General features: G+C 39.6%; 29 protein-coding genes and 1 riboswitch. Of the genes, 6 read left to right on the top strand and 23 right to left on the bottom strand.

The genetic code is table 11. The annotated features are described in order from the left end of the window. Positions 1-36: 36 nt before the first annotated feature. From IE222_RS05670 to nadE, 3 genes are all read right to left on the bottom strand, one after another. Entirely contained in the window at positions 37-735 is a 699-nt protein-coding gene (locus IE222_RS05670) for an amino acid ABC transporter permease (RefSeq protein WP_191270593.1), read from the bottom strand. Then, positions 722-1,549, bottom strand: coding sequence for an amino acid ABC transporter substrate-binding protein (locus IE222_RS05665; RefSeq protein ID WP_191270591.1), 828 nt, complete (start codon positions 1,547-1,549; stop codon positions 722-724). Before IE222_RS05665 ends, IE222_RS05670 begins: the two co-directional genes overlap by 14 nt. A gap of 138 nt (positions 1,550-1,687) precedes the next feature. Next, positions 1,688-2,509: an NAD(+) synthase gene (gene nadE, locus IE222_RS05660; RefSeq protein ID WP_191270589.1), complete on the bottom strand. Its 822-nt coding sequence runs from the start codon at positions 2,507-2,509 to the stop codon at positions 1,688-1,690. Between the two features lie 163 nt (positions 2,510-2,672). Between nadE and IE222_RS05655 the strand changes: the two genes are divergently transcribed. Then, entirely contained in the window at positions 2,673-3,143 is a 471-nt protein-coding gene (locus IE222_RS05655) for an acyl-CoA thioesterase (RefSeq protein ID WP_191270877.1), read from the top strand. Positions 3,144-3,209: 66 nt separating this feature from the next. Here IE222_RS05655 and IE222_RS05650 read toward each other — a convergent pair whose 3' ends face one another. The 5 genes from IE222_RS05650 to IE222_RS05630 form a co-directional block, all read right to left on the bottom strand. After that, a complete protein-coding gene (locus tag IE222_RS05650) occupies positions 3,210-4,208 on the bottom strand; it encodes a DUF3231 family protein (RefSeq protein WP_191270582.1) in 999 nt (332 codons plus the stop codon). Positions 4,209-4,282: 74 nt separating this feature from the next. Next, positions 4,283-5,260, bottom strand: coding sequence for a cation diffusion facilitator family transporter (locus IE222_RS05645; protein WP_191270875.1), 978 nt, complete (start codon positions 5,258-5,260; stop codon positions 4,283-4,285). Between the two features lie 120 nt (positions 5,261-5,380). Beyond that, on the bottom strand, positions 5,381-5,614 hold the full coding sequence (locus tag IE222_RS05640; RefSeq protein ID WP_191270581.1) for a group-specific protein: 234 nt from the start codon (positions 5,612-5,614) through the stop codon (positions 5,381-5,383). A gap of 78 nt (positions 5,615-5,692) precedes the next feature. After that, positions 5,693-6,694, bottom strand: a complete 1,002-nt coding sequence (locus tag IE222_RS05635; RefSeq protein ID WP_191270579.1) for an AI-2E family transporter — start codon at positions 6,692-6,694, stop codon at positions 5,693-5,695. A 113-nt stretch (positions 6,695-6,807) separates the two neighbouring features. Continuing rightward, positions 6,808-7,833: a polysaccharide deacetylase family protein gene (locus IE222_RS05630; RefSeq protein ID WP_191270577.1), complete on the bottom strand. Its 1,026-nt coding sequence runs from the start codon at positions 7,831-7,833 to the stop codon at positions 6,808-6,810. Between the two features lie 317 nt (positions 7,834-8,150). Between IE222_RS05630 and IE222_RS05625 the strand changes: the two genes are divergently transcribed. Together IE222_RS05625 and IE222_RS05620 are read left to right on the top strand one after the other, a co-directional pair. Then, a complete protein-coding gene (locus IE222_RS05625; RefSeq protein WP_191270575.1) occupies positions 8,151-8,369 on the top strand; it encodes a hypothetical protein in 219 nt (72 codons plus the stop codon). 332 nt (positions 8,370-8,701) lie between these two features. After that, a complete protein-coding gene (locus IE222_RS05620) occupies positions 8,702-9,334 on the top strand; it encodes a DUF2085 domain-containing protein (RefSeq protein ID WP_191270574.1) in 633 nt (210 codons plus the stop codon). A gap of 39 nt (positions 9,335-9,373) precedes the next feature. On the opposite strand, the gene IE222_RS05615 is transcribed toward IE222_RS05620, so the two are convergent. From IE222_RS05615 to IE222_RS05570, 10 genes are all read right to left on the bottom strand, one after another. Further along, positions 9,374-9,700, bottom strand: a complete 327-nt coding sequence (locus tag IE222_RS05615; RefSeq protein WP_191270572.1) for a helix-turn-helix domain-containing protein — start codon at positions 9,698-9,700, stop codon at positions 9,374-9,376. A 56-nt stretch (positions 9,701-9,756) separates the two neighbouring features. Next, a complete protein-coding gene (locus IE222_RS05610) occupies positions 9,757-10,689 on the bottom strand; it encodes a type II secretion system F family protein (protein WP_223282588.1) in 933 nt (310 codons plus the stop codon). Positions 10,690-10,692: 3 nt separating this feature from the next. Beyond that, positions 10,693-11,655 (bottom strand): type II secretion system F family protein, encoded by a 963-nt coding sequence (locus IE222_RS05605; RefSeq protein ID WP_223282587.1) that lies wholly within the window; start codon positions 11,653-11,655, stop codon positions 10,693-10,695. Next, a complete protein-coding gene (locus IE222_RS05600) occupies positions 11,652-13,001 on the bottom strand; it encodes a TadA family conjugal transfer-associated ATPase (RefSeq protein ID WP_191270558.1) in 1,350 nt (449 codons plus the stop codon). Before IE222_RS05600 ends, IE222_RS05605 begins: the two co-directional genes overlap by 4 nt. Before the next feature lie 13 nt (positions 13,002-13,014). Then, positions 13,015-14,199, bottom strand: coding sequence for a CpaE/TadZ family protein (locus tag IE222_RS05595; RefSeq protein ID WP_191270556.1), 1,185 nt, complete (start codon positions 14,197-14,199; stop codon positions 13,015-13,017). Then, positions 14,199-14,813, bottom strand: coding sequence for a Flp pilus assembly protein CpaB (cpaB, locus tag IE222_RS05590; RefSeq protein ID WP_191270554.1), 615 nt, complete (start codon positions 14,811-14,813; stop codon positions 14,199-14,201). The genes IE222_RS05595 and cpaB overlap by 1 nt, the downstream gene beginning before the upstream one ends. Positions 14,814-14,846: 33 nt before the next feature. After that, the gene (locus IE222_RS05585) at positions 14,847-15,851 is read right to left on the bottom strand and encodes a TadE/TadG family type IV pilus assembly protein (RefSeq protein ID WP_191270552.1); all 1,005 of its coding nucleotides are present in this window, start codon (positions 15,849-15,851) and stop codon (positions 14,847-14,849) included. Then, positions 15,852-16,217 carry a TadE/TadG family type IV pilus assembly protein gene (locus IE222_RS05580; RefSeq protein ID WP_191270550.1) on the bottom strand — a complete coding sequence of 122 codons (366 nt, stop codon included), beginning with the start codon at positions 16,215-16,217 and terminating at the stop codon, positions 15,852-15,854. Further along, positions 16,217-16,723: an A24 family peptidase gene (locus tag IE222_RS05575; protein WP_191270548.1), complete on the bottom strand. Its 507-nt coding sequence runs from the start codon at positions 16,721-16,723 to the stop codon at positions 16,217-16,219. Before IE222_RS05575 ends, IE222_RS05580 begins: the two co-directional genes overlap by 1 nt. 80 nt (positions 16,724-16,803) lie before the next feature. Beyond that, on the bottom strand, positions 16,804-16,998 hold the full coding sequence (locus tag IE222_RS05570; RefSeq protein WP_191270546.1) for a Flp family type IVb pilin: 195 nt from the start codon (positions 16,996-16,998) through the stop codon (positions 16,804-16,806). Between the two features lie 283 nt (positions 16,999-17,281). On the opposite strand from IE222_RS05570, the gene IE222_RS05565 reads away from it, so the two are divergent. The 3 genes from IE222_RS05565 (at position 17,282) to IE222_RS05555 (ending at position 20,640) form a co-directional block, all read left to right on the top strand. Then, a complete protein-coding gene (locus IE222_RS05565; RefSeq protein ID WP_191270544.1) occupies positions 17,282-17,608 on the top strand; it encodes a DUF192 domain-containing protein in 327 nt (108 codons plus the stop codon). 189 nt (positions 17,609-17,797) lie between these two features. Then, on the top strand, positions 17,798-19,198 hold the full coding sequence (gene arcD, locus IE222_RS05560; RefSeq protein WP_191270542.1) for an arginine-ornithine antiporter: 1,401 nt from the start codon (positions 17,798-17,800) through the stop codon (positions 19,196-19,198). Between the two features lie 755 nt (positions 19,199-19,953). Then, complete coding sequence (locus IE222_RS05555) at positions 19,954-20,640, top strand: spore coat protein (protein ID WP_191270873.1); 687 nt, start codon at positions 19,954-19,956, stop codon at positions 20,638-20,640. A gap of 55 nt (positions 20,641-20,695) precedes the next feature. On the opposite strand, the gene IE222_RS05550 is transcribed toward IE222_RS05555, so the two are convergent. The 5 genes from IE222_RS05550 to IE222_RS05530 all read right to left on the bottom strand — a co-directional run bounded on the left by IE222_RS05550 (position 20,696) and on the right by IE222_RS05530 (position 26,537). Beyond that, positions 20,696-21,268: a biotin transporter BioY gene (locus tag IE222_RS05550; protein ID WP_223282595.1), complete on the bottom strand. Its 573-nt coding sequence runs from the start codon at positions 21,266-21,268 to the stop codon at positions 20,696-20,698. A 2-nt stretch (positions 21,269-21,270) separates the two neighbouring features. Beyond that, positions 21,271-22,629: an adenosylmethionine--8-amino-7-oxononanoate transaminase gene (bioA, locus tag IE222_RS05545; RefSeq protein ID WP_191270539.1), complete on the bottom strand. Its 1,359-nt coding sequence runs from the start codon at positions 22,627-22,629 to the stop codon at positions 21,271-21,273. Next, a complete protein-coding gene (bioD, locus tag IE222_RS05540) occupies positions 22,626-23,318 on the bottom strand; it encodes a dethiobiotin synthase (protein ID WP_191270537.1) in 693 nt (230 codons plus the stop codon). The genes bioA and bioD overlap by 4 nt, the downstream gene beginning before the upstream one ends. Positions 23,319-23,470: 152 nt before the next feature. After that, entirely contained in the window at positions 23,471-25,744 is a 2,274-nt protein-coding gene (gene metE, locus IE222_RS05535) for a 5-methyltetrahydropteroyltriglutamate--homocysteine S-methyltransferase (protein ID WP_370465010.1), read from the bottom strand. Positions 25,745-25,890: 146 nt separating this feature from the next. Next, a riboswitch (cobalamin riboswitch) is annotated at positions 25,891-26,087 on the bottom strand. Positions 26,088-26,198: 111 nt separating this feature from the next. After that, positions 26,199-26,537, bottom strand: coding sequence for a YmaF family protein (locus tag IE222_RS05530; protein ID WP_191270533.1), 339 nt, complete (start codon positions 26,535-26,537; stop codon positions 26,199-26,201). Positions 26,538-26,591: the final 54 nt, after the last annotated feature.

Raw genomic sequence — 26,591 nt, 5'->3', positions numbered from 1 at the left:
AAAACTCCTTTTCAATCCTGCACCTTGCCATATAGCCTATACCCCATACCGCTCCAATTTCCTTTCCATATATTGTTGTATTACAGAAAGGAAAAAGCAAATAACCCAATAAATCAGCGCTGCTTCTGTATAAACCAATAAAAATTCATAATTTCTTGAGGTAATTTCCTGGGCTCGGCGGAACATTTCAGTAATCAACACTACTGAAGCAAGCGATGTATCTTTCACGAGACTAATAAATGTATTGGATAATGGCGGTAAAGATACCCTCGCAGCCTGCGGCAGGATAATCCGCTTTAACACTTGAGAGTAGGACATACCGATTGAGTAGCCTGCCTCCCACTGTCCCTTTGGAATTGACAAAATCGCTGCCCGAATGGTCTCAGATGCATAGGCACCAACACTAAGGGAAAAGCCAATGACAGCTGAAATAAACGGATCAAGCGTGATTCCAATGTTAGGAAGACCATAAAAAATAATGAATAATTGAACTAGTAAAGGAGTCCCGCGAATGGCGGAAACATATACCCGTGCAATCATCTCTGCTATTTTTATATGAGAAATACGTGCAAGCGCAGTTAAAATCGCAAGGAGCAATCCAACAATAAACGAGATAATTGTTAGGGGAATGGTATTTGATATGGCTCCCTCCAGCAGCGGCCAGAGGGAGGTTTTGGCAATTTCAATAAGCCTTGCAGTTCTATCAGGATCTGCTGCAACATTACTTAAGTACATCTTCACCAAACCATTTCTCGGAGATTTTTTTGTATGTGCCGTCATCCACAATATCTTTTAATGCTTTATTTACAGCATCTACAAGGGGTTCGTTTTTCTTTCTGAACATAAAACCGCTTGTTGAAGCATCTTCACTTTTGGCCACAATTTTAACCGGTGCATCCGGTTTTTGCTTTTTATAGTCTAAAAAAGCAATATTATCATTGATCGTTACATCCACGCGCTTTTGAGCCAAAAGCTCAGCTGCCTGCTGGAAACCATCAACACCTACAAGATTTGCTCCATACTTTTTTGCCATGTCCGCATAATTACTGGTTAAAGATTGGGCAGCATTTAAGCCTTTGATGTCTTCAAATGACTTAACGTTATTGTTTTCTTTACTAGTAATTAAAACGGCGGTAGATTTAATATATGGATCTGAGAAATCATACTTTTCTTGACGATCCGGTCGAATTCCCACTTCGTTGGCAATCATATCAAAACGTTTCGCATCCAGTCCTGCAAATATAGCATCCCATTGTGTCTCTTTGAATTCCGCCTTTACGCCAATCCGTTTGGCAACCTCTTCCGCAAGCTCTACATCAAAGCCGGTTAATTTTCCGCTGGTATCATGGAATGTAAACGGCGGATAAGTACCTTCCGTGCCAATTAAAATTTTTCCATCATCTTTTATTTTTACCAGCAAATCCTGCTCTGCTTTTTCAGCCGTCTTTTTGTTATCTTTATTATCCTTTTTGGCATCGTCCTTGCCGCATGCGGACAGAACCAGCAGCGAGCAAAGCAGCAGCGTAAAGACAACTAATAATTTTTTCATAGAATTGACCCCCTATTTCTACAGGATTTCATATAACTAATTCTTGATTATTTTCCCCAATTTAACATATATAAACCGCCCATCCTTTTCTTATTGACAAATAAAAGAGACTGCCCTAAATAGGCAATCCCTTGTTTATTATTTCCACCACTCATCAAACATTGTAACGGGCATTCTTCGCTTATGCTCTGTTGCGAGATAGCGCTTTTCAATTTTATCGGCAACTTCCGGAGATACGGTTTTCCCTTCCAAGTAATCATCTAATTCATCATAGGTAATCCCTAATTCGGTTTCATCTGCCTGCCCTGGCTTTTGATCCAATAAATCAGCAGTCGGTACCTTTAAATAAAGCCTCTCCTCGGCCCCAAGCTCTTTTAACAATGCCTTCCCCTGCCGTTTGGTTAACCCAGTTAACGGAAGGATATCGGAACCGCCATCGCCATACTTTGTATAAAACCCGGTAACAGCTTCAGCTGCATGGTCAGTTCCGACCACAAGCAGTCCCTCCATACCACCGACCGCATACTGAGCAATCATTCTCACTCTTGCCTTTACATTTCCCTTTTGATAATCGCTCAAAGCTTGCCCTTTTGTTGTTTGATCATATTCACTCTGCACTTCATCAACTGCCGACTGAATATTAAAAACCATTTCCTTGTCAGCTTTAATAAAATCTAAGGCTTTTTTGGCATCATCTTCATCCTGCTGTATGCCATATGGCAGTCGAACGGCTACAAATAAAGCATTTGTTCCTTCGTTGCGAAGTTCTTCGACTGCAAGCTGGGCAAGTCTACCTGCCAACGTGGAATCCTGCCCTCCGCTGATACCTAATACATATCCCTTCGCCTTCGTTTTCAATAAATAATTTTTCAAAAAGTCAATTCGCTTACGTATCTCTTCATTAGGTTCAATGGTCGGAGATACGTGTAAATCCATCATAATCTTTTTTTGTAAACTCATTTTTACCCCTCCTGACGTCTCATACCTTTACTGTACCACAAAATTTGACTTTTCAATAAAAGAGACATTCGGGAATGTTAGGGTAAAATAAGAATAGTTAAACATATTGGAGGGTTTATTGTTGGAAGCAAAAAAATGCAATGAATCAAGAGTTGTGAGAACCATGAGGGTATTCCCAAATGATGTAAACGACCATCATACATTGTTTGGCGGCAAGCTGATGAGTGATGCGGATATGCTGGCATCCATTTCAGCGACGAGGCATTCTAGAAAAGAATGTGTAACAGCTTCAACGGATTCAGTTGATTTCCTTAGCCCCATAACACCAAAGGATTCTGTTTGCTTTGAATCATTTGTCACCTGGACCGGGAATTCTTCAATGGAGGTTTTTGTCAAAATTATCGCGGAAAACATGATCTCCGGGGAAAGAAAAATTGCAGCAACTGCCTTCTTAACCTTTGTTGCTCTTGATGAAGACGGAAAGCCGACGAAGGTTCCCGCCGTTATTCCAGAGACTGATGAAGAGAAAAAACTGTTTGAGACTGGAAAAGCAAGAGCAGAGAAACGGAAGGAACATAGAAAAAACAGTAAAGATTTAGCGTCATACTTAACGACAAGTAAGCCTTGGGAATAAGTTCTAGCACCAGTTTTAGAAGGAGCTTGAATATAGCTAAAGGTTCGCGGATGCCCGCGAACCTTTTTACATCCTCTCAAAAATTCTTCGATCCGGAGCATGGGGCGGCTTTTGTGCCCAGCCACGGTCTACCATGAGTTTAAAACCTTTCGCCGTATAGGCTAATACTTCCATGATATATTTTTGATATAATGCAGCTAAGTCTGTCCTCATAGATAACGATAATGCATGTCCAAGTAATGTAACATCAATCCCGTTTAAAGAATTAAACAGGGTAACAATAAGCCGTTCTGAAAAAGGATTAACTGTTGAAGTCGTAACATCCACAGATGTAGTTACAATTCCCAACAGCTGCTCTTTCTCAAGAATATCGTTAAATGCATTAATTTGACTTTCAGAAATTCTCTTCCCATCCGTGATATACTGATGAATTTCTTTATCCTTTACTACCTGCTGCAAACCCATGCAAAGCAAGACAGAAAAATAATTTCGTTCAATATTGAAAAAGATTTCAGAAATTTCAGCTGCATTGATCGGCCGTTTTTTTCCAAACCCACCAATATAGGAAAGCTTTTTTATATATTCAACCTGATCTGGATAGGGGACCATGGGCGGTCTGTCATAAATCCCTTTCGACAGCATTAACGCCGTTGACTCCTGATATAAATTCGCGGTCTGCTTAACCATCGTTACAAAAAAGTCCAGCACATCGTTACGTGCAACATTCGCTGTAATAAATCCTGTATTGATCATCGACATCCGGCTCATAGAATAAACAAAACTAAGGCCGAATACATCGTAAAACAATGGCGGGGCTGACAAATCAAGATCTTCTTTCGAAAAACCGTCTGGGATGGGAATGCCTTCTGCTTGAAATAGGGTACAAATTTGTTCGACATGCTCTTCGCTGATCTTGTAAGCACTTTGGAGTATATTTCCTATTTCTTCATCTGTATTATGATGCATGAAGTACGTAAGTAAGCAAACGGCCATACTCTCTTGTATGTATGTTTCCCATAATCCAGCGATTTCGGCACTCGATAACCTATTACTTCGCTCAGCCATCCTAAACCCTCCCCAATCAATGTCTATAGAAATAGATTCCCAAATTACAGACATATTATTCCTTCAATAAAATACTAGCGTTCGGGAGCAGGTTCATTTGGATCCTTCCACGTCATTACTCCATCCTCCTCATCAAATTCGATCGTAACATCTACAATACCTTTTTCTGTTAATATTCTCTCCTCTAAGCGGTCTTTTATATCATCAGCTGCTGCTACCGTTATTTTCGGATCGACTTCAATTTCCAGTTCAACGTGCAAATCTTCTCCTTCTTTAATAACGGTAATCGATTGAATATCTTTTACATCAGGATCTGCCATTACAATAGATCCAATCTTATGTTCCATTTCTTCATCTGCCTGTCCAATGACACCGGCAGCATTATCTAAAAAGACCTTCCCCACTACAAAAAACATCATAATCCCAATGAGGATTGAAGCAATTCCTTCCAGCTGATGGTATTGGGTAAAATGAGAAATGACTACGGCAGCAATCGCTAACAATCCACCCAAAGTTGCAACAAGATCTTCCATAAAAACGAGCTTGGTGGCTGGCTTAGCTCTTCCTAAATTAGCAAAGCTTTTAAAAAATACATTTAGACCATTGGCCTGAATGTCCAGCTCATGCAATATTTCCTTCATCGCTTTAAATAGAACAAAGGTTTCAAGGATTGTAGAAATCGCTAAAACAGAAATGTTGATAACAAATCCGCCGGACGCAGTTGGATGGATGACATGATGATACCCTTCTTGAATCGTTTCAAATGCCATGATACCGACAATTAAAACAGCACCTAATAAAACTAAATTAACTAAACGGCCAAACCCATTCGGAAACTTTTCTGTAGGAGCCTTCTTACTTAAGGCGGAGCCTACAAAGACAAAAAATTGATTGGCGGCATCCCCTAAACTATGCATGGTTTCCGCAAACATCGCAACATTCCCAGTAAAAAAGTAAGCCACCCCCTTAATCACTGCAATGATCGTATTAATGATCGCGGCAAACATTGCTGATTTATTTCCACGTTTTAATAATCGAAGTAATTCTCCCATCGAATCCCCTTTTCTAAATAAATTATCATTTTTAATATACCCTTTTTCATGATTCATTGGCATTTTTAAACTAGAAAATAAAATGGGACCTAACGTTTTTAAAACGCAGATCCCTTTCTATTACACATTTTTCAATATTAAATACAGCCGGTTATTTCGTTCACTTTGTTCCTGTTCATCCGCTAAATCATATTTTTTCAACAAATGAAACACTTCGTTTAATAAATCCTGTGTGTGCTCCTTTGCAAAGAATTGTTCAAATAACAGCTTCATATCCTCCGGTAAAAAGCCTGCCTGCGACTCATACTTATGTTTGACGTCTTCATGTGAGTGGTCTAATTTACATTCGCTCATTCCCTGAACCCCCTCTTAGTCCTTACCATTAAGGTACCATGATTTAATTTAAAAAGCCCATATTAATGGGCTTTTTTGTTATACCTTTTCATTATCTGTTACTTCAAGGATATCCAGTAGGAAGACAAACACCGGAATCCCTACAATCAGTCCCCAAATGCCAAAAAAGTGCTCTGAAAAAATCAAAACAATAAACGTATAAAACACTGGCAGGTTTGTCTTCGAACTCATCAAATTAGGATTCAAGATATAAGCCTCTACTGCGTGGATCACAGCAATGGCAATTCCGACATATAGCACCTTCATAATTCCGCCGATACTATATGCAATAATGACCAGCGGAATTAACGAAATAATCACCCCGGCAACAGGAATCAAGCCTAACACAAAGACCATAATCGATAAACCGCCAAGCTGCGGAAAGTCGAGCAGCCATAAAGAAATCGTTGTTAGTATACAATTGACTACTGCAATAATCAATTGTGCTTCGATCACTTTCCCGAATGTTCTTACGAATTTGTTAGCAAAAAATTCAATTTCTGCATAGATGGATGAAACTTTGCTCGTTTTGAATTTCTTTGTAAACTCGATTAATCTTGGTTTTTCCAACAAGAAAAATAAACTTAATAACAAGGCCATTAGAATTTGTATGCCGACTTTACTAATATCACTGAAAGATTTTAATAAATAGGTCACACCTTGTTCTAAATAGCTGGAAACATTTATTTTTTCAATACGTTCAACAATGTAATTTAATATTACATTATCATGTTTTGCCGTATAGAATGCTGTTAACTGCTTAATTAATGTTGAAATTTCACCAGCAATCATTGGCAGGTACATAACCAGTCCATATGAGAGCAATCCGACAATACTGGAGTAGGAAATAATCACAAGCAGTTTCCGGTTAAGGGGAATCTTCCCTTCTATAAATTGAACTAACCGATCCATTAGAAAAGTAAATATAAATGTAAGTAATATTAAATTAATCATCGATTTCATTGCATATATAATAAGCGCAATGAACACAAAGATTAAAATTCGCTTAAAGGAGCTGCTCTGCATAAATTTATTGATCATAGGCCATTATCGATCCCCATTATATTCAGTATAGAATTTTTTCGATTCTCTGCATATTATATCAAATCGTTAGGTATTTTGTCCTTTTTTAATAATTTTTGTCTATTTTTCTTTTACCTAGCTTTGAATTGAAAGGGGGTCATCGAACTGTCAATCGCTTTACTGATATATCCATGTTTGCTTAAATAATCAAGCAGCTTCGGCAAGTGTGCAAGTGTTTCATTCCGTTCATGCAGCAGAATCACTATTGGTCCCTGATGATGGTTCATTCTGTTTAACTGCTCGATGACACTATCAACATATCTTCCGTCCTTATAGTACCAATCCTTGCTGTCAATATTCCAATCCCACATGAAATAACCATGTTCTTCTACAGCTTTCCGATACTCAGGTTTCATTTTCGGGTAGCTGCCATATGGTGTCCTCATCAAGAAAGAATCGATGCCGGAAACTTCCTTTAAGGTATTACGATTTTGGTTTAACTCACCTAGAACCGAATGAACTGAGGCATAAAATCGTTTTGGATCATGTGATACGCTATGAAGGCCTATTGCTTCACCAGATTTCACCATTAATTTAACGGCTTCTGGATATCTCCGAATATTCCCGTCGATCATAAAGAATGAAGCTTTAAAAGAGTGTTTTTCTAAAAGTGCAATGATATCACCCGAAATTGCAGCTGGACCATCATCAAATGTTAAATAGACAATTTTCTTTTTTGTTCCGCTATGAACCGGCTTTGTTGGTTTTTGCTGTGACTTGACTGTTTTGGCTGGTTTCTTTACTGGTAGAGGAGTTGTTTGGTCTTTAGTGGCAGGCGGTGCCGCGGCTGTATCTTTTGTTGGTTTTGCTGGCACTTGACTAATCTCTTTCATATTGCTCCAAGCAAGTGCTTTTGCTTGCTGTTTTTGAATCCACTCTTTTTCCAGGTTAAAATCTTCCGTAATCTGTCTAATCATTTCTGGCGTTAAATTTATTGAATTTACCTGATTACTATTTTCATTTTTTCCATGATTAGCAGGTTTTACCGCTGCTTTTGCCTGAAAATAATTTGTCACCGATAATCCAGCAAAAAAAATACCAATTAGAATGACCAGAATGAAAGACCCAAACTGCCAACCGCGCCTAGATTTCCCCATAGTTTAATACCTCACTGCTGTTTTAATTTTCCCTTTCATCATTATAGACGATATTCAATTCGAATTGTTTCTATTATATTAAAAATATTACATTTTTATTAAAATATCGGTATATAAATAGAAATTTAGACAAGTTATTACAAAATCTTCTATTTTTATTCTACCTGAAAAGGGAAGAAAATGGTAACAAATGAACCAAGAAATTTCCAAAATGCAGACAGGCAATTTTAAGCCATGTCTAACATACATTTCATTGAGCATAGATTTTCCTGTTTGGGGGCGGGCGAGCCCCTTTTATTATCCATGGAGGTGATCGTGTGTCAGGTGGAATGAAATTTTTGCTTTATCTGGTATCATTTTTTATACCTATTGTTGGAATTATATTAGGGATCATCTGGATGAATGACCAAGATCTTGATAAAAAAGGAATTGGCAAGAACTGTTTAATCGTCTCCATTGTTTCGATTGTTCTTAGCTGTGTGTGTTGGTTTGCCTTATCAGCTTTATCCGTTCTGCCAGCATTTTCAGGGTATTAGTTGAGTTCGGTTGTTCGGTATGGCCATTCTACGGGATTTGTGTTTAATTTCGCGGAATTTGTGTTTTATTTCGCGAAATTTGTATTTTATCCCGCGGAGTCGGGGTGGAATTCCGCGGGTTTTGTGTTTTTTTCCGCCGATTCTCAATGGAGTTCCGCGGGTTGGCCTTTTCGAACTCGTATAGTTTTTAGATTTCGCCGTTTTCGTGGAGAATTTCGCCGTTTTTCAATTTTATTTCGCCGATTTCAGGCAGAATTTCGCCGATTTATCGTTTTATTTCGCTGACTTTAAACAGAATTTCGCAAACTTTGATTTTTAAAGGAGTGTTCACTTTGCTGCATGAGTTTCTCCACTTTTTCGGCAGAGCGATCTGCCATCAACTCGAAGAACGTTCACTCCTTGCCTCCGGAGAGGTACTATCCGTCTGTGCTCGCGATACCGGCATCTACATCGGGATCTTTTCGTCGCTTATTTATTTACATATTTCAAAAAGAAAGACAAACATCACCATACCTACTGTCAAATGGAGCTTTTTTCTTCTATTATTAATGGTGCCGATGATAATAGACGGTCTGGGCTCCTATACCCATTTATTCGAAAGTTCTAATATGCGAAGGCTCATCACAGGGACTGGATTCGGATTGGTGCTGCCGTACTTTCTATATCCATTGGCCTTAGGGAAGGCACTTGAAAAGAAAGCTCAGCCGGTTATATCAAAATCAGCAGATTTGCTTAATCCATTTTTAATAAGCAGCAGCTTGGGAGGAGTAGTTTATTGGGGAAAACTGCCTTACATCGTCATTGATGGCTTCATAATTTTAGTAATCCTTGGATGGGCCAGTTTATTGGTTTCACTTCTTTTTTTTAAAATGCGACAACCTCTTTTTAAATGGATGTTCTCCATTGTAGGCAGTTTAGTATTTCTTAGCTTTCTTTCAATACTCCACAATATAATCATTTCATAATTAAAAAAGAGAACAAGAACCGTTCTCTTTTTTTAATGACTAGTCTGTATTGATAACATTAAGTAATTGTTGAATTTGCTGTAATTTTTGAGGGCTAAGCTGGTCCTCTGATAACTCAATTTCTACCTTTAATGTACTTTTAACTGAACTCTTTTTCTTTCTAAAAGGTTCCGTGTTATTTACGAAATAGTCAACTTCTACCTCTAATATTCTAGCAATTTTCTCTAAAATGTCCAAGCTGGGGTTTGTTTGAATATCCCTTTCCATTAAACTTAAATAAGACTTGGAAATACCCGTAAGCTCACTTAATTTCGTTAACGACAAACCTTTATCCCCACGCAGCTGTTTAAGTTTATTTCCATCCATCGTATCTCTCCTCGCATTTTCAACTCCTTAAATTTCTACGATATTATCGTTATACCCTACCCTCCAAGCCCTTTGGTAACCAAATAGATGACCAATGGGCCTAAAATAACTATAAACAATGAGGGAAAAATGAAAAATACCATTGGAAACAGCATTTTTACCGGAGCTTTCATCGCTTGCTCACGGGCTGCTTCCCGGCGCTGTTCACGAATTCGAATAGTTAAATTCCCCAAAACCTTCGCCATCCCAATGCCCAGCTGATCCGCCTGAATAAGTGCGGTGATGATGCTTTGAAAGGAATCAGAAGGAACCCGTCTGCGAAGATCGTAAAATGCCTCCCGTCTTGATTTTCCAAGTTTCATTTCCTCTAATGTTTGTAAAAATTCGTCTGCCAAGGGGCCTTTAATTTTTTTCGAAACTTCTGTCAAGGCTAGGTCCAGCCCCATCCCGGCCTCAAGCAAAAGGTTAACGGTATCGAAGTAATCCGGCATCGCTGTATTGATCGCTTTGATTCTAGCCGTCCGCTTTTTTCCAAGAAAAAATATCGGAAGACGGAAACCTAACATTGCCAATGTAAAAATCATTACCCAGACTAATAGCTTATTTTCAGCTAAAGGCAATATTAAGAAGAAAATCGGCAGGCTGATCCCAGCACTTAAAACAATTTGAAACAATCTAAAGTCAATCGGCGATTTAAATGGATAACCCGCATCTCGCAACAGCATATCTAGTTTCTTTCTTTCATTAAGTGACAGCCGTTTATTTAACACCTTCGTTCCTTTATCCCAGTAAACACTGAATAGCTCTTTTAACCTGCCGCCTTTCTTTTCCTTCAAAGGGTCTTCTTTATGTGGCATCAACGTTTCACCAAAATACTTGTGGACACGTGCTTGGAATGCAAGCTGCTTTTTAAAAACTGATGCTAAAACAGCAGCTAAAAATGTGGTAAAAAAACCAACCATTAAAAATAGTAAAATTACATTCAACATTTTCTACACCTCTATTTGGATGATTTTCCGGATGAATACCCAGCCGATAATATTGGCCGCTGCCCCAACAAAAAGCATCATCCAGCCTAATGGGTGCTGAAACATCGGAGAAAAATATTCCCAGTTTACGAGAGTTAAATACAAACCAAGGGCAACCGGCAGCAAGGTGATGATCCATGAAGACATCCGTCCTTGCGAGGTTAATGTTCGCAATTCTTCTAAAATCCGCACTCTGCCTCGGATCGTATCCTCCATCGTTTCTAGCAGCTGTGCTAAATTTCCGCCGCTTTTTCGCTGTGCAAGAATGGCCCTAACCACCACTTCAAGTTCTTTGTTCGGCAATCTCTCAACCATTTCTTGAAACACATCGTCCAACGGTACTCCCAAGGCAACCTGACGAACAACCCGGTCAAATTCCGGACCAAGCGGATCTGGAACCTCTCTGCCTACAAGCTGCATCGCCTGCATAAAACTAAAGCCCGCCCGCATGGAATTAGCTTTCATACCTAATACTTCAATTAATTGATAGTTGATCCGTGCCAAGCGTTTTTTCCGTTTTTGCTTCATGAACTCTTTCGGTAAAATAAAGCCGATGACCACAACGAAAATTAGCGTATACCACGGTAGTCCAAGAAAGCCGATTAACAGTGCTAAAGCAGCAGCTGTGATAATTCTGAAAGCAAAAAATTCCTCAGGTTTCAGAGGACTGCCGGCTTCCGCTAAAATCTTTTCGGTACTTTCACTAAACCGGACATTTTTGAAAACATTGGCAACAGAAAGTAAGAAACGTTTTAAAAATGATGGCTTTTTTTCCTGGAATCCTACATCTTCCATAACTTCTGGTGAGGGTAAAAATTCTTTGATGCGGTTAGCGATTCTTCTTTTATAAGAATAACTTTTTAGTAGTAGAAATATTAAAATAGTCGCAACAATAATAATGATGGTTAATTCGATGGCAATTTTCATAGCTGCCACTCTCCGGTAAACCAAGAAGCAGGTATTTTATATCCATTCACCTCAAGCTGCTCGGCAAAGCTTGGACGAATACCGGTACTGATGAACTTCCCTTCAATGTGACCATCAGATGTGTAGCCTGTTTCTTTATAAATGAATAGATCCTGGAGGACGATTGTTTCGCCTTCGAGACCTAACACTTCTGTGATATGGGTAATTTTTCTCGTACCGTCCTTCATTCTTGATTGATGGACAATGATGTCGAGGGCATTGGCAATTTGTTCTCGGATAGCTTTAACTGGCAAATCAAACCCGGCCATTAACACCATCGTTTCCAAACGGGATAATATATCTCTTGGGGAATTGGCGTGACCGGTACTCAAACCGCCGTCATGACCAGTATTCATCGCCTGTAGCATATCCAACGCCTCTGCACCACGAACCTCACCAACGACGATACGGTCTGGCCGCATCCGCAGAGAGTTCCTGACTAAATCCCGGATCGTGATTTCGCCTTTTCCTTCGATATTCGGCGGCCGAGATTCAAGCGATACAATATGGTCCTGATAAAGCCGAAGTTCGGCAGCATCCTCAATCGTCACTATTCGGTGCGAGTTAGGGATGAATGAAGATAACACATTTAAGGTGGAGGTTTTCCCTGAACCTGTCCCCCCGCTGATAAAGACATTCAGCTTCGATTTAACACAAACCTCTAAAAACTCCGCCATCATTTCGTTTAAAGTACCGAAGTGGATTAAATCCCTTATTGTAAAAGGTGTTTCAGAGAATTTACGAATCGTCAGGCTTGGTCCTTTCAGCGCAAGTGGAGGGATAATGGCATTTACACGCGAACCGTCCGGCAGACGGGCATCAACCATTGGGGAGCTTTCGTCAATACGACGGCCGATTGGGGATACAATCCGTTCAATCACACGCATGACATGCTGATTATCCATGAAATTTACTTGGCTTTTATAAACCCTCCCGTTTTTCTCGTAATAGACCTCATCGAAATGGTTGACCATTACCTCACTAATTTGCGGGTTTTCTAGTAAGGGAGTGATTGGTCCATATGCCAGCAGTTCATCTTTTACATAGGCCAAAGCCTCTTGTTTTTCTTCAAATGTCAGCCTGGTTCCTTCCTGCTCAAAAAAAGCTCCCGATAATTCTTCAATCTTCCTGTTTTCTGTATGTTTATCCTGGCCAGGAAACTTTTTTAGTTCTGCCAGCAAATAATTATAAAGATCGTTTTCTACTTCCCAAAATTCTTGGGACTTTTTTGAAACCGGTCTTTCCACATGATTTTTAACGGCTGTCGTCATATTAGCCTCATCTAAATATCGTTTAAATAAGCTCATGTTTCTCGTTCACCTACTTTCCAACTTTAAACCATTTTTTCCGTTTCTTCACTTCCGCTGCCCCGTCCTCTTTCGGAACAAGCTTTTCGGACAAATTCAAAACTGATTTCCCGATATTGCTTCTGGAATTTGACAGAATAAATGGCTGCCCTGCTTTAATCGAAGAAGCAACAATATTCACATGTTCAGGTAAGATATGATAAACTTCTTTCGCTAAAATTTCTTCGATTCTTTTTAGCTCAAGGGCCTGCCCTTTCACAAAACGATTCAGGACGAGCTTTACTTTACCTTTTAGATTAATAGATTCTAACGTTTCTAAATAAAGCTGTGCCAGACGCAGACTAGATAGTTCATTAAGGGTAAGAAGCAAAATTTCGTCGGCCAGATCTAAACAGTGCAAGTGAATCTTAGATAAATAGACAGGCATATCGATTAAAATAATGTCATAGAACTTTTTAGCATCTTCAATTGCCTCTCTAATATGTTTTTCTGTAATCCCTTCAAAGAATTCAGGTCTCGGCGGGGCTGCAAGCACAGCCACATTCCCTTCCACATTTGTCATATATTGAGTAATAGAAAAATGCTCCCGGCCATATCCTTCCTTGACCCATTCATAAATAGATCTTTTCGGTTTCACATTATTGTAAATCGCCACTTCCCCAAACTGCAGGTTGGCATCAATTATGGCAACTTTTTTTCCCATCCTAGCAAACGAAACAGCAAGATTAACCGATACTACGGTTCTTCCCACACCACCCTTTGGACTAGAAACTGCGATAACTCTACTTTTCTCTTTAGGAATGTTGTTTAAACTAGTACGATCCATCTTTGCTCGATGCTGCATGAATTTCTTCGCATGGGAGATCGCCTCAGACAGTTCTCCTAGCTCATACGATGAACGGAGCGTATCCGAGGCCCCCATCAGCATCGCTTTTCTAAGATTCTCCAAGTTATCAGGAACAATTAAAATGATATAAACATGCGGGTAAAGCGCTGAGATTTCCTGGCAAAGTTCATACACATTAAAAAGCGTATGCGCTTTTAAAAATAAAACGGTTTGATGGTTGCCGATCACAAGGGAATGCAGTTTGTCTATTTCATTCGTTGTTGCTAATTGGAATTGCTGTTTATCCAAATAAGTTTGGATTTCTCCCGGCGGAGCATTTGTATCGGAAAAATAAACCCAGTTTATGTTCATTACTTATCATCCTCCTTAATGATTTCTCTTGTTTGCTTGAGCCCCGTTTTTCCGGTTTTGGTGTCTTCTGTATTCCTTAACATTAAATAGAATCCATTCTTATCTTTAGATGCTAAACTAAGCATGACTCCCTGTTCAGGAGTAACCTCCAATGTCACCGTTTCATAGTTAAGCGCACTTTCCTTAGGATCGGCCGATTTACCAGAAGTAAGCACTTTCACATTCTCAAGTACAAGGACTGCTGATAAAAACTTTTTATCCTTTTTTTCATCTTTGGTAGTTTCATAGGCTACAACGTCCACCATGGAATTTGGCGCAACGTATCCGGAAACACCCATTTCTAAGTCAACCTTGATTGATATTGCTCGTTTGCCCTTATCTACATCGACAATTGGGTTTGTGAATTCCCTTTGCAAGGCTTTCTCTTTTTCGGCTTGTTTTGCCTTTTCGACTTCTTCTTCTGCTTTTTTATCCTTTTCTTCCTGCGTTTCTTGACTTGCAGTAGCATTTGCAGGGGTCGTTTGGTTATTTTTGGCGAAAATAGATATGTAAACAAAACCTGCTACTGCTAAGCCAAGAACTAATGAAATTAGCCAGATTTTTTTTGTGTTCATTGTGTGCCTCCCGTCTTTCCACTCCTAAATAAACTATTCATCTAGTTTTACCTTATATAATCCATAATTGGAACTACTGTCGGAGTCTCCTGAATTTACTGCGTTAATAAATTGTCCTACGATGCTTTTACTTTTATCGTTATCTTTGTCCTCATTATTATTTTTATTATCATATTCTTTTACCCAAAAGGGAGCAAAACCTATTATTTCAACAGTATCACTAGCTCCGTTTATCCCCTCCCAAGTTTTAACAACCACCACATAAATTACTCTTTTACAGTTGTTATCAGCTGTAGCAGCGGACTGACACCACTCTTTGTCTTTATCACTATTAATTAAAGAGTCAATTGCAAGTTCAACCGCCTTGTCAATTGGACCATTCATTACCCCTGGTTCAGGATGTGGTGTATCACCTATTTTTACGGTTTTCTTACTACCATTTTTTATTCCTTCTTCCACCTTAGCTGCTCCAGTTCCATCTATTCTTAGAAAGCCACAATTCCCAGGGCTATTTTTTCCTGATTCGTCTTTCTCATTTCCTGTACAGGTAATCCTTATTTCTTTATTTTGAACAACTGAATCTTTCTCTACTCCAATCGGAGCTATTCCATTAGTAGATTTCAACGATCCATCAATACTTGCTTTTGCCGAAGCAGATACATCAGCCGAATTCATTCCTATTACTTTGGCAAACGTTAGTGGAACTGTTACTGTTTTCGCAACCTTTATATTAGATTTTTGAACAACCTCTTTTATATCTGCATCTAAGAGTTCAAAGCCATTTTTTGAGGATATATCTTTAGCCACCGTTCTTGCTTGGTCTTCACTTTCTGTCTTTTCTGCTAAAACAAGCTTGTGAGCCCCAGCTAGTACAGCAGCATCCAATGCTTTTTGCAGTTTACTTTTTTCCAGGTAAAGCCTTCCTCCATCAATTGTTATAGCGCAGAAGCCGAGCAAAGCTACCATTGAAATAGCTATTATTACGAATGTTGCACCGCTTTCATCACGCAAATTTAATAATTTTAAAAATCTTTTCATTTATTCCACCCTCATTACTGTGGTATCAGTTAATGTAATTTCGCCCACAACACTTCCAATTACTGGTGTGAGGAACGTTATCGGGTACGTTATCGTGACTGTGGCATCCGCTCCAGATGACCCTGGCGATACTTTTACATCGGTTAAATTAATACTCTTTCCAGCATTAATACCAATTTGTTCAGCTTCTGCCTGCGTTTTTCCGATACTGGCGGCCCGGGCCGCTTCTCTTCCTGCATGATCAATCGTTAAGTATGCATGGAAAATCCGTCCAAAATCAATAATTCCCAACACTAACATCACTAGTAACGGCAGAATCAAGGCAAATTCTACTAGTGATTGGCCTTTTTCCGATTTCATTAGCATTAGAATCCACCCCAGACAAGCGTGCATAATGTACCAAGAACAATGGCAACCCCATATGGGAATGAAATACTTGAGTGCTCATCCTTAGGGTTTAATATCGAACCTAGATTACCGCGCATAAAAATAATAGAGTAAAAAAAAGATTTTATTAAGTTAATAAAGCCTCTTTGTTTGATAATTAGTAATATAGCAATTACCCCACCAATTAAGGCGGTATAGATAAAGGAATGAAAAACAAAGCTTGCGCCCATTAAGGAGCCAATCGCCGCCATCAATTTCACATCACCTGCACCCATACCTTCTAGTAAATAAGGTATTAGGAGAAGTCCGAGACCGACTAGAAAACCTTTTCCGCTTAAAAGGAAGCCTTCGAATCCAGTAGTGGATATGTGATAAATCAAGCCAATCAAAATAGTAGGTAGAGTGACAATATTTAGTATCTTTCTAGACTTTATGTCGGTATATAGGCTAAAAAAAAGTACAACTAATAAGATAGCTATTTTCATGTGGATTTTGATCCTTTCTTATAAATAAGCCCCGCTTTTCATATAGGAAAAGCAGGGACGATTATAAATTATTTCAAAAATTATTCGGTTGCATCCCCTCCGCCGCCAGCTCCTGTTATGGCATTTTTAATTTCTTCAAATTTCCCATCTAAACCTGTACCAATAGCTGTTAAAGCACCTATCACTACCACTGCAATTAACGCAATAATCAACCCATACTCCGTTAAAGCTTGTCCTTCTTCTTTTACTACTAGATCTTTTAATTTTTTCAACATGTTTTTTTCCTCCTATTAATTGGTTTATTGTTTTTCAGTTTCGTTCAATTAAAAGAACAATAATTCTAAATTCCTGTTCTATAAGTTTCATCATTCCGTTCTATTTAATGAACAACCCTTGAGATAATAATAGTCTTATTTCCCTAAAAAGTAAATAGTTTTATAGTATTTTTGTTCTAAAAAGCGTACGACAAAGTTCTACAAAGTTTATTATTGAGAACAAGACAATGAAATTGTATATTCTATATATAGAACAAAAAAAAACAAAATAGGAGCATTTGCTATGAACTCATTAATAAGAACGATTCCTTACTCTATTGAACTGGCAGATTCATTTTTTAAGAGATTGAAAGGTCTTATGTTTCGAAAGGATCAACTAGTAGGGGAAGGATTGTGGATTATTCCTTGTAACTCGATTCATATGTGCTTTATGAACTTTTCCATCGATGCTGTTTTTTTATCTAAAGAAGGGCGGATTGTCAGATTGGTCGAGGACCTTAAGCCATGGCGCATTGTTAAGCCAATTAAAAATGCTTACTCTGTTATCGAACTTCCTGCTGGAACCATCAAAAAGCATGATCTAAAAATTGGAGAAATCATTAAACTTTAAGGTAATAGGCCGCATTCAATTCAAAGATTGCGGTCTTTTTATTTGTTGAAAATTTAAACTTTAGTTTGTCGCACTTTTTATTGATGTTCCCCAACATGAAATAGTGTAGTATGGATACTGCTGGTTTTAGCAAACATAAAAGAAATGTAAATTTTTTATTGAAATGCTTTTAATTAGAAGGTGGTTTATATGAACAACAAAGAAAATAAACTCGGGATTGTGGCTTTAATCGCCCTAGTAATTGGTTCGCAGATTGGCGGGGGCGGTTTCAATGTTGCCACCGATATGGCGGCAGGCGCGAACGCCGGAGCAATTATATTAGGCTGGATTATAACGGGGATCGGCATACTGGCATTAGTTTTTTCATTTCAAAATTTAACGAATAAACGGCCAGATTTGGAAGGCGGGATTTATAGTTTTGCAAAAGCTGGCTTTGGCAGCTTCTTTGGATTTAATTCCGCTTGGGGTTATTGGCTGTCTGTCTGGCTGGGGAATATTGCTTTTCTCACCCTGCTTTTTAGTTCAATCGGCTATTTCCTGCCAATATTTAATGGAGCAAACTTAGCTTCTGTAATCGGCGCATCTGTATTCCTATGGCTGCTGATTTTCTTTATTTCAAGAGGGATTCACACCGCAGCCATCATGAATATCGTTGTTACCATTGCAAAGTTAATCCCCATTATTCTGTTTATCATTATTGCCATTTTTGCCTTTAATATAGATATTTTTACGAAGGATTTTTGGGGTGGCAAAACATTCGACTTTAAAGATGTAATGGCACAGACGAAAAGTACCATGCTTGTCACTCTCTGGGTATTTACTGGTGTGGAAGGAGCGATTGTCCTGTCACGCCGGGCTAAAAATAAAAAGGATGTCGGCAAAGCAACCGTAATTGGGGTCATTTCCACCTTAACCATTTACATTTTAATCTCGCTATTATCTTTAGGGGTGATGACACGCGAGGAGCTTGCAGCGTTAAAAAGCCCGTCAATGGCTTATGTATTGGAAAGTATTGTCGGGCCATGGGGCGCGGCGTTTGTCAATCTTGGTTTAATCGTCTCTCTATTGGGTGCCTTGCTGGGCTGGACCTTGTTTTCCGCGGAGGTTCCTTATTTAGCAGGTAGAGATGGAACGTTTCCAAAGTTTTTCACGAAGGAAAATAAGCATAATGTACCAATCAATTCGCTTATTTTTACAGGAGTTTTAATTCAAATATTCCTCCTGACACTTTTGGTTTCCGATAAGCCATACAGTTTCGCTTTCTCCATGGCGAGTTCGACCATTTTAGTTCCTTACCTATTCTCTGCCTTATACCAAGCAAAATACAGCTGGCAGCAGAAACAATTTGGGCAAATGGTCATCGGCATTATAGCATCTGTCTATGGGGTCTGGATCTTATATGCCGCAGGGGTCGGCTATTTATTATTAACATCCATATTGTATTCACTTGGGATCCTGATCTTCTTGTTTGCTGCAAAAGAAAAAGTGCAGAAAGCATTCAAACCGTTTGAATTAGTATGGGCTTGTATATTTGTTTTGCTGGCGGTTCTAGCTATTATTATGCTGGCAATGGGAAGAATTGTGATTTAAAAAGGGCTGGGGAACCAGCTCTTTTTTTGATGAGTTTTGGGATTTCGCGGAATTGGTGGATGATTCGCTGGTTTTGTGATTATTTTCGCGGACTTTTGAATTTATTTCGCGGACTTTACCCAGGATTTCGCGGGATTCCCCATTTATTTCGCTACCCCCCCTTTATATTACCTCTTCTAGATGTATACTTACCGTTTTTTGTGCACACTTAGAGACTAAGGCTGGGTTCCGTTAGGTTCGGTAACGGAATTTCGCGCGTTTTCCAATTTATTTCGCCAACTTTTCTTTTTATTTCGCGGACTTTTGAATTTATTTCGCGGATTTTACCTAGGATTTCGCGGGATTTCCCACTTATTTCGCCAAACCCCTTTATAGTTACCTCTTTTAAGATGTACATTTACAGTTTTTCTGCACGCTTAAAGATTAGCGCTCAGGCTGGGTTCCGTTGGGTTCGGTAACGGAATTTCGCGGGTTTTCTAAATTATTTCGCCGACTTTTCTTTTTATTTCGCGGACTTTACCCAGGATTTCGCGGGATTCCCCATTTATTTCGCCACCTTAAACAAAAAGTTCGCGGGATGCAATATATCTCTTTAAGAACCGGTATCTCGTGATTTTTTTATTAGATACGCCAAATTAGTTTGAGTATAGGAAAAATATCCCGTTTTGAAACAGACTAATCGTTGTATAACTTTTGTCAGGGGTCACATAATATCATTGGCAAGTCAATTTCTCACCAGGAGGTAGCAGATTATGATGCAAAATCAACAGGGTCAAGTGCACCAAAATATGCATACAGGGGCTGTACCACCGCAATTGAATCACGGCGGTCATGAGGTATTTGATGTTCATGAGGTTTTATCCGGATCAATCGGTACAATGAATCAATACTTAATGCTGCGTCCGCACGTTAAAGACCAAGAGTTACTTGCCATTATGGACCGTCAATATAAGTTTATGCAGGATGAATATAATATCACCCTGGAGTGTTTCCAAACAGGACAAGATCCATCCCATCGGACACAGAGCTATAATATGACACAGGGCAATGACTTCATATATGGATTGAAGCCGGCACAGCCGAAAAAACCGATGCAATCCATGACGGAAATCTCGGATGAGTTTATTTCAGGCGCCATTCTTGCAGCTTGTAAATCAGGTGCATCGCATAAGACTATGGCCGCATTGGAAACCACCAATCCAGTTGTTCGCCGTGTTCTTGCTGATTCTGTGCCGAACTGCATTGAAATGGCTTATGAGCTTTCGGTTTATCAAAATAAAAACCATTATTACCAGGTACCACAGCTCTCGCAGCAGGATACACAGCAAATTGTCAATTCCTTTGCCCCTGCACAAGGGATGCCGCAAACTCAGAGTATGAATGCAGGCATGAATATGAACGCTGGGATGAACAATTATTCAAACAACAATATGAAGCATTAAATCAAAACAAAATAAGCTGTCCTTTCATCATCGAAAGGATAGCTTATTTAATATTTTATTTTGTTTTTTGAACATTCACTTGACGTTTCCGAATGGAATGAAAGGCTTTATACAGTCTCTTCGTTAACACCCCGGCAAGTACTGTCAGAATAAGATCACCGCCGATGCCATAGACAAACCCAACCATCACAATATGGCCCCAGCTGCTGGTTACCCCCATCCATGTATTTAGCGCCAGGTATAAATAAGGGACACCGATTAAATACACGACAAATATACCGGCTAAGTTCGCAAGGATAAAATGAATCGTTTTTGGATTTTCGATCCGTTCAATAATCCACCCGACGACAAAGGCGGCGGCAATAAAGCCGAGCAAGTAACCAAATGTCGGCTGAAGAAAATAACCGATTCCTCCTCCTTGTGTAAAGACAGGAACACCAGCCAAACCAATGCCGACATAAACGAGCTGGCTCAGCATTCCTTTTTTGCTGCCTAAAAGACTGCCGGCTAAATAAACAAACAGCACCTGAAGTGTAAACGGAACATATGGCAGTGGAATTTTTATAAAAGCACCAATGGCAGTTAAAGCGGCAAATAACGATACGGATGCTAAATTTGTCGTTTTAATATTCAAACACCGCCTTGCTTGAAATATTGCTGGAACGCCTCATTTGTCAGGTCGATCATCGCTTTGATTTCTTCTTTTGTGATCACATATGGCGGCATGAAATAAAGGATGTTACCTAATGGTCGTAAAAGCAGACCTTTTTCTAAAGCAATCTGATAAATTTGATAGCCGACCCGTTCCTCACTTGGAAAAGGTTCTTTTGTCACTTTGTCTTTCACCAATTCTATTGCCCCGACCATACCGGTTTGCCGGTATTCGCCGACATACGGCAGGCGGCTGAAGGTTTTAGAGGCTATCTCCCTCATATATGCACTTTTTTCTTGAATGACTTCCATATACTGCTCGTCTTCAAAAATTTGCAGGACCTCCAGCGCTACCCGGCATGCTAATGGATTCCCAGTATAACTATGCGAATGAAGAAAGGCCTTCATCGTTTCATAGTCATCGTAAAAGGCTTGATAAACTTCATCTGTCGTCAACACGACTGACATTGGCAAATAACCGCCCGTTAATCCTTTAGACAAGCATATGAAATCAGGAGTAATTCCCGCCTGCTCACATGCAAACATCGTCCCCGTCCGGCCAAATCCGACTGCCACTTCATCCGCTATCAGGTGCACATCATATTTCAAGCATAATTCCTTTAAATTTTCCAAATAGGAAGGAGGATACATCTTCATCCCGGCTGCCGCCTGGATTAACGGCTCAATAATAATGGCGCTAATTTCCTCATGGTGCTGCTTTAATTTTTCCTTAACAAAAGAAATACATGGTGTTTTGCAGCTTTCAGGCTTCTCATTAAATGGGCATCTAAAGCAATCAGGCCCTTGAGCCCTTACCGTATCCAACAATAGCGGTTGAAAAACCTCATTATAAAGTCCAACTCCTCCTACTGATAGGGCACCAAGGGTTTCACCATGATAGGCATCGGTTAATGCGAGGAATCGCTTTTTATTTGGCTTATTTTTTTGTGCATGATATTGAAAACTCATTTTTAATGCTACTTCAATGGCAGATGAACCGTTATCGGCAAAGAATACTTTTGTTAAGCCATCCGGTGTAATCGCTGCTAATTTTTCTGCTAAAAGTATGCCCGGCTCATGGGTAAAATTTGCAAATATAGCATGCTCCAGCTGGAAAGCCTGCTGTGATAATGCACTGCTGATCCGCTCATTAGCATGTCCAAATAAATTCACCCACCAGGAGGAAACAGCGTCTATGTACTGCTTCCCATTTTCATCATATAAATAGATCCCCTTCCCGCTTTTAATGACAATTGGCGGAAAATCTTCATAATCCTTCATCTGTGAACAAGGGTGCCAAACATGCGCTAAATCTCTTTTTTGTAAATCAGTAATCATTCATGCAACACCCTTTCAAAAAATAGTTTGTTAGAAATTTCAATAGTTTTAAAATCTGCTAGATTTGTTAATTTAGGAATGACAAGCGTTGGCAGGTTTGTGAGTTGTTGAATGGTTTGTATGTTATCCCTCTCAAGCTCAGTGTCTTCAAATGCATTAAAGACAATCCCTGCAACTGGAACGTCATTGATTTTAAGGGCCTCTAAAGTTAGTAAAGTATGATTAATTGTCCCTAATTTTGTCCGGGCAACGACTACTGCAGGCAGCTGCGACTGCTTAATCAGATTGAGAAAATGGTAATTACGCTGCTCATTGATTGGAACGTATAAGCCGCCGGCACCTTCACATATGACACGGTCGTATTTTGGCTTTAACTGCTCGATATGCTGGAGAATAACCTCTTCATTAATTTTTGCTCCTTCTAATCTGGCTGCATAATGAGGTGAAGCAGGTTCTACGAAAGAATAACTGTTCAAATCCTCTTTAACTAAAGTGTTCGCGCTAAATGTTTGATAGAATTCTGTATCTCCGTAGTATGCCCTTGAACCTTCGACAATCAGACCGGTTTGAATCGGCTTATACGGTATGACGTTTTCTCCCTTTGATTGAAAATAGTGCATGAAGTATGTAGTGACTAATGTTTTGCCGACATCTGTATCTGTACCGGTAATCCAAAAATGGTTTGACATTTATTCTCCCCCTTCGAAAATATATGTTAACTAATATATAAAATAAGTTAACATATATTGTGTAAACTTGTAAATCTACTTTTCGAAAAAGAGGAATAAAATATATAAAAAAACCAAAGGCAATTTCTATGCCTTTGGTTTAGCTTGAATCTTTAATTTGTCACGGCCAAGCGCTCACGAACTATATGTGTCGCTGTCACCATATTAGCTAAAGAACGAACGGTTTCGTCAATTCCTCTAGTTTTTAATCCACAATCTGGGTTAATCCAGAATTGATTCGTTTCAAGAGCCTTTAAACCTTGTTCAATTACTTCAATGATTTCTTCACATGACGGCACCCGCGGACTATGGATATCATAGACGCCAAGCCCGATTCCTTTATGATAGGCATTCTGATGAAAAGCGGAAACAAGCTCCCCATGACTTCGCGATGTTTCAATCGAAATGACATCCGCATCAAGCTGGTCAATGGCTCCAATAAAATCGTGGAATTCACAATAACACATATGGGTATGTATTTGCGTCATATCTGCAATAGAAGAGGTTGTCACTCGAAAGGCCTTTACCGCCCACTGTAAATAATCATCCCATTCTGATTGCTTCAATGGCAGTCCTTCTCTCAATGCCGGTTCATCCACCTGAATCATTTTAATCCCTGCTGCCTCAAGTGCCTCCACTTCGTTTCTTAAAGCAACCGCGATTTGAAAAGCTACCTGTGACCGCGTCAGGTCGTCCCTGACAAAAGACCAATTTAGAATCGTTACCGGACCGGTAATCATACCTTTAACAGGTTTGGTAGTTAGAGACTGTGCGAAGACACTTTCCTTCACCGTCATTTGCTGCAGGAACTCTACATCCCCATAAATGACTGGCGGCTTTACACAACGGGAGCCGTAGGATTGCACCCAGCCGTTCTTGGTAAACGCAAATCCGCCTAATTTTTCACCGAAAAACTCAACCATATCAGTCCGCTCAAATTCACCATGAACGAATACATCAAGACCCATATCCTCTTGAATATTAATCCATTTACGAATTTCCTTTTGTATAAATTGATCATATTCTTCTGTCGTCCATTCGCCTTTTCGCCATTTTCTTCGCGCCTGCCGAACCTCTAAAGTTTGCGGAAAACTGCCGATTGTTGTTGTCGGAAGGAGCGGCAGGTTCCAAGCTTTTTGTATTTCCCGACGTTGTTCAAAGGTGGAATTACGCTGTATATCCTGAGAAAGGAAAGCTGCTGCCGCCTCTTGAATTTCCTTTCGATTTCTCTCTATTGATTGGTTCAAGCGGGTAAGAGCTTTTTTAGATTGAGCAAACGGTTCTTCTTCGCCATTTGCGGCGTTTTCAGCCAAGCACTTTATTTCAGCCAATTTTTCATCAGCAAAAGCCAATGCTTCTTTTACGATCGGATTTAACTGATCTTCATGACGGACTGTAACAGGCACATGCAGCAAGCTGGAGGAAGGCTGCAGCCATAATTGTTCCTCTGATACAATATTTATGAGTGTGTCTACAAGCTGCTTCTTGACTGATAAATCAGAACGCCAAATGTTCCGCCCATCAATAATTCCTGCACCAAGCACTTTGTCCGTAGGAAATCCATGTTCTTTCAAAGCCTCAAGATTCTCATCCAAACCGTGGACAAAATCTAAGCCAACCCCGGCAACAGGCAAATTCATAAAATCCTCATAGTGCTCAACCGCATCAAAATAGGTTTGCAGCATAATTCTTAGCTGCGGCACCGCTTCATTCAACTGTTTATAGATATAGGTAACTGTTTTCATTTCATCTTTTGTGATCGATGTAACAAGGATTGGTTCATCCAGCTGCACCCATTGTACTCCCTCTGCTGCTAGCTCTTGTAATACTTGAATGTAAAGGGGAACAATTTGCAAAATAAGTGCCGGTAATTCCTTTGGTCCAAACCCTTTTGACAGCTTTAAAAACGTAAATGGACCCACGATGACGGGCTTTCCATCAATCCCTAGCTTTTCTTTTGCTTCACGATATGCTTGCAGCGGCTTATTTTCAGTCAGTGTTGGTTTCCGATCGCCCAGTTCTGGGACAATATAATGGTAATTCGTGTTAAACCATTTCGTCATTTCACTGGCCACTGCCCTATTGCTGCCACGCGCCATCGCAAAATAGGTTGAAAGAGGCACCGCTCCACCCTCGTAGTCATATCTTTTTGGAACAAACCCAAACATTACGGCCAAATCGAGCATATGATCGTAAAAAGTAAACTCCCCTACTGGTATCAAATCGATGCCTAAATCCTTTTGCTTTTGTAAATGTTGGAGCCGAATCTGTTCCATCTGTAAAAGAAAATCTGATTCTGTCACCTTCCCTGTCCAATATCCTTCTAAAGTTTTCTTCCATTCGCGGTCCTCCCCAATCCTTGGATACCCTAGATTACTGCTCTTCATCTCTCTCATTCCTCCTGTTTTTTAAAATAAAAAAGGCATTCCTAACGTTTCAATAGAAAGTTAGAAATGCCTAATATCGATCACGGCATACGCCGCCCTTGTATCATTAGCAGTCAATCTAACACCTCCCTATCTCCCGTAGGTTTACAGCGTTGTCGAAACAGGCAGGTCTCCTGACTTAAGGATCATCACCAGCCGCATACCTTCCCAATCATACCGATTAGTGGTTTATCCATGCGTTGATTTCCCTTTTACAGTGGCGGGACCGTGTCGGATTTACACCGAGCTTCCCTTTTCATCCTTGAACATCAGCTTTCAAGGAACCTGTTTCCACTTATTCTATTAAAGATATACCATCTCTTTTGGATAGTATAATGCTATCATACTGCAAAATAATAAAAAGTTCCAATTTTATTTCAATTGTAATTCTTCAAAAATAAAAAATCACTTTGCTTTATCTATTCCCAGGTGCCGCTTTATCAACACCGGTAACACGGTGGCGATGGCCATCGTCCTCACTTGTATAAAAATCATAGTAATGGACATGCATCCCGTTTCCTACTGGAATTGCAGGTCCGGAATAGGCCTTATAGTGATGCGTATGACCGTTTTCAAACATCACGTACCCTTCCGTATAATGAATGTGGCTTCCGTCCTGTGTTTGGATTGGTGGTGATGTAACATCTAAACATTGATGAACATGCTCTGAACTCATCGATGTATAATCAACTGAGCCATGATTATGATGCGGCACAAACCCGTTAACAAAATCATCTTTTCCTATCTTAGCCATATTCCCCCACCCCTTATGCAGCTTTATTACCCATGATATTTTCAAAAAAACGGG

The sequence above is a fragment of the Neobacillus kokaensis genome (genome assembly GCF_014656545.1).
Lineage (GTDB): Bacteria > Bacillota > Bacilli > Bacillales > Cytobacillaceae > Neobacillus > Neobacillus kokaensis.
Note: the sequence above shows the minus strand (reverse complement) of the source record. Positions and strands in the feature narration are given on the sequence as shown.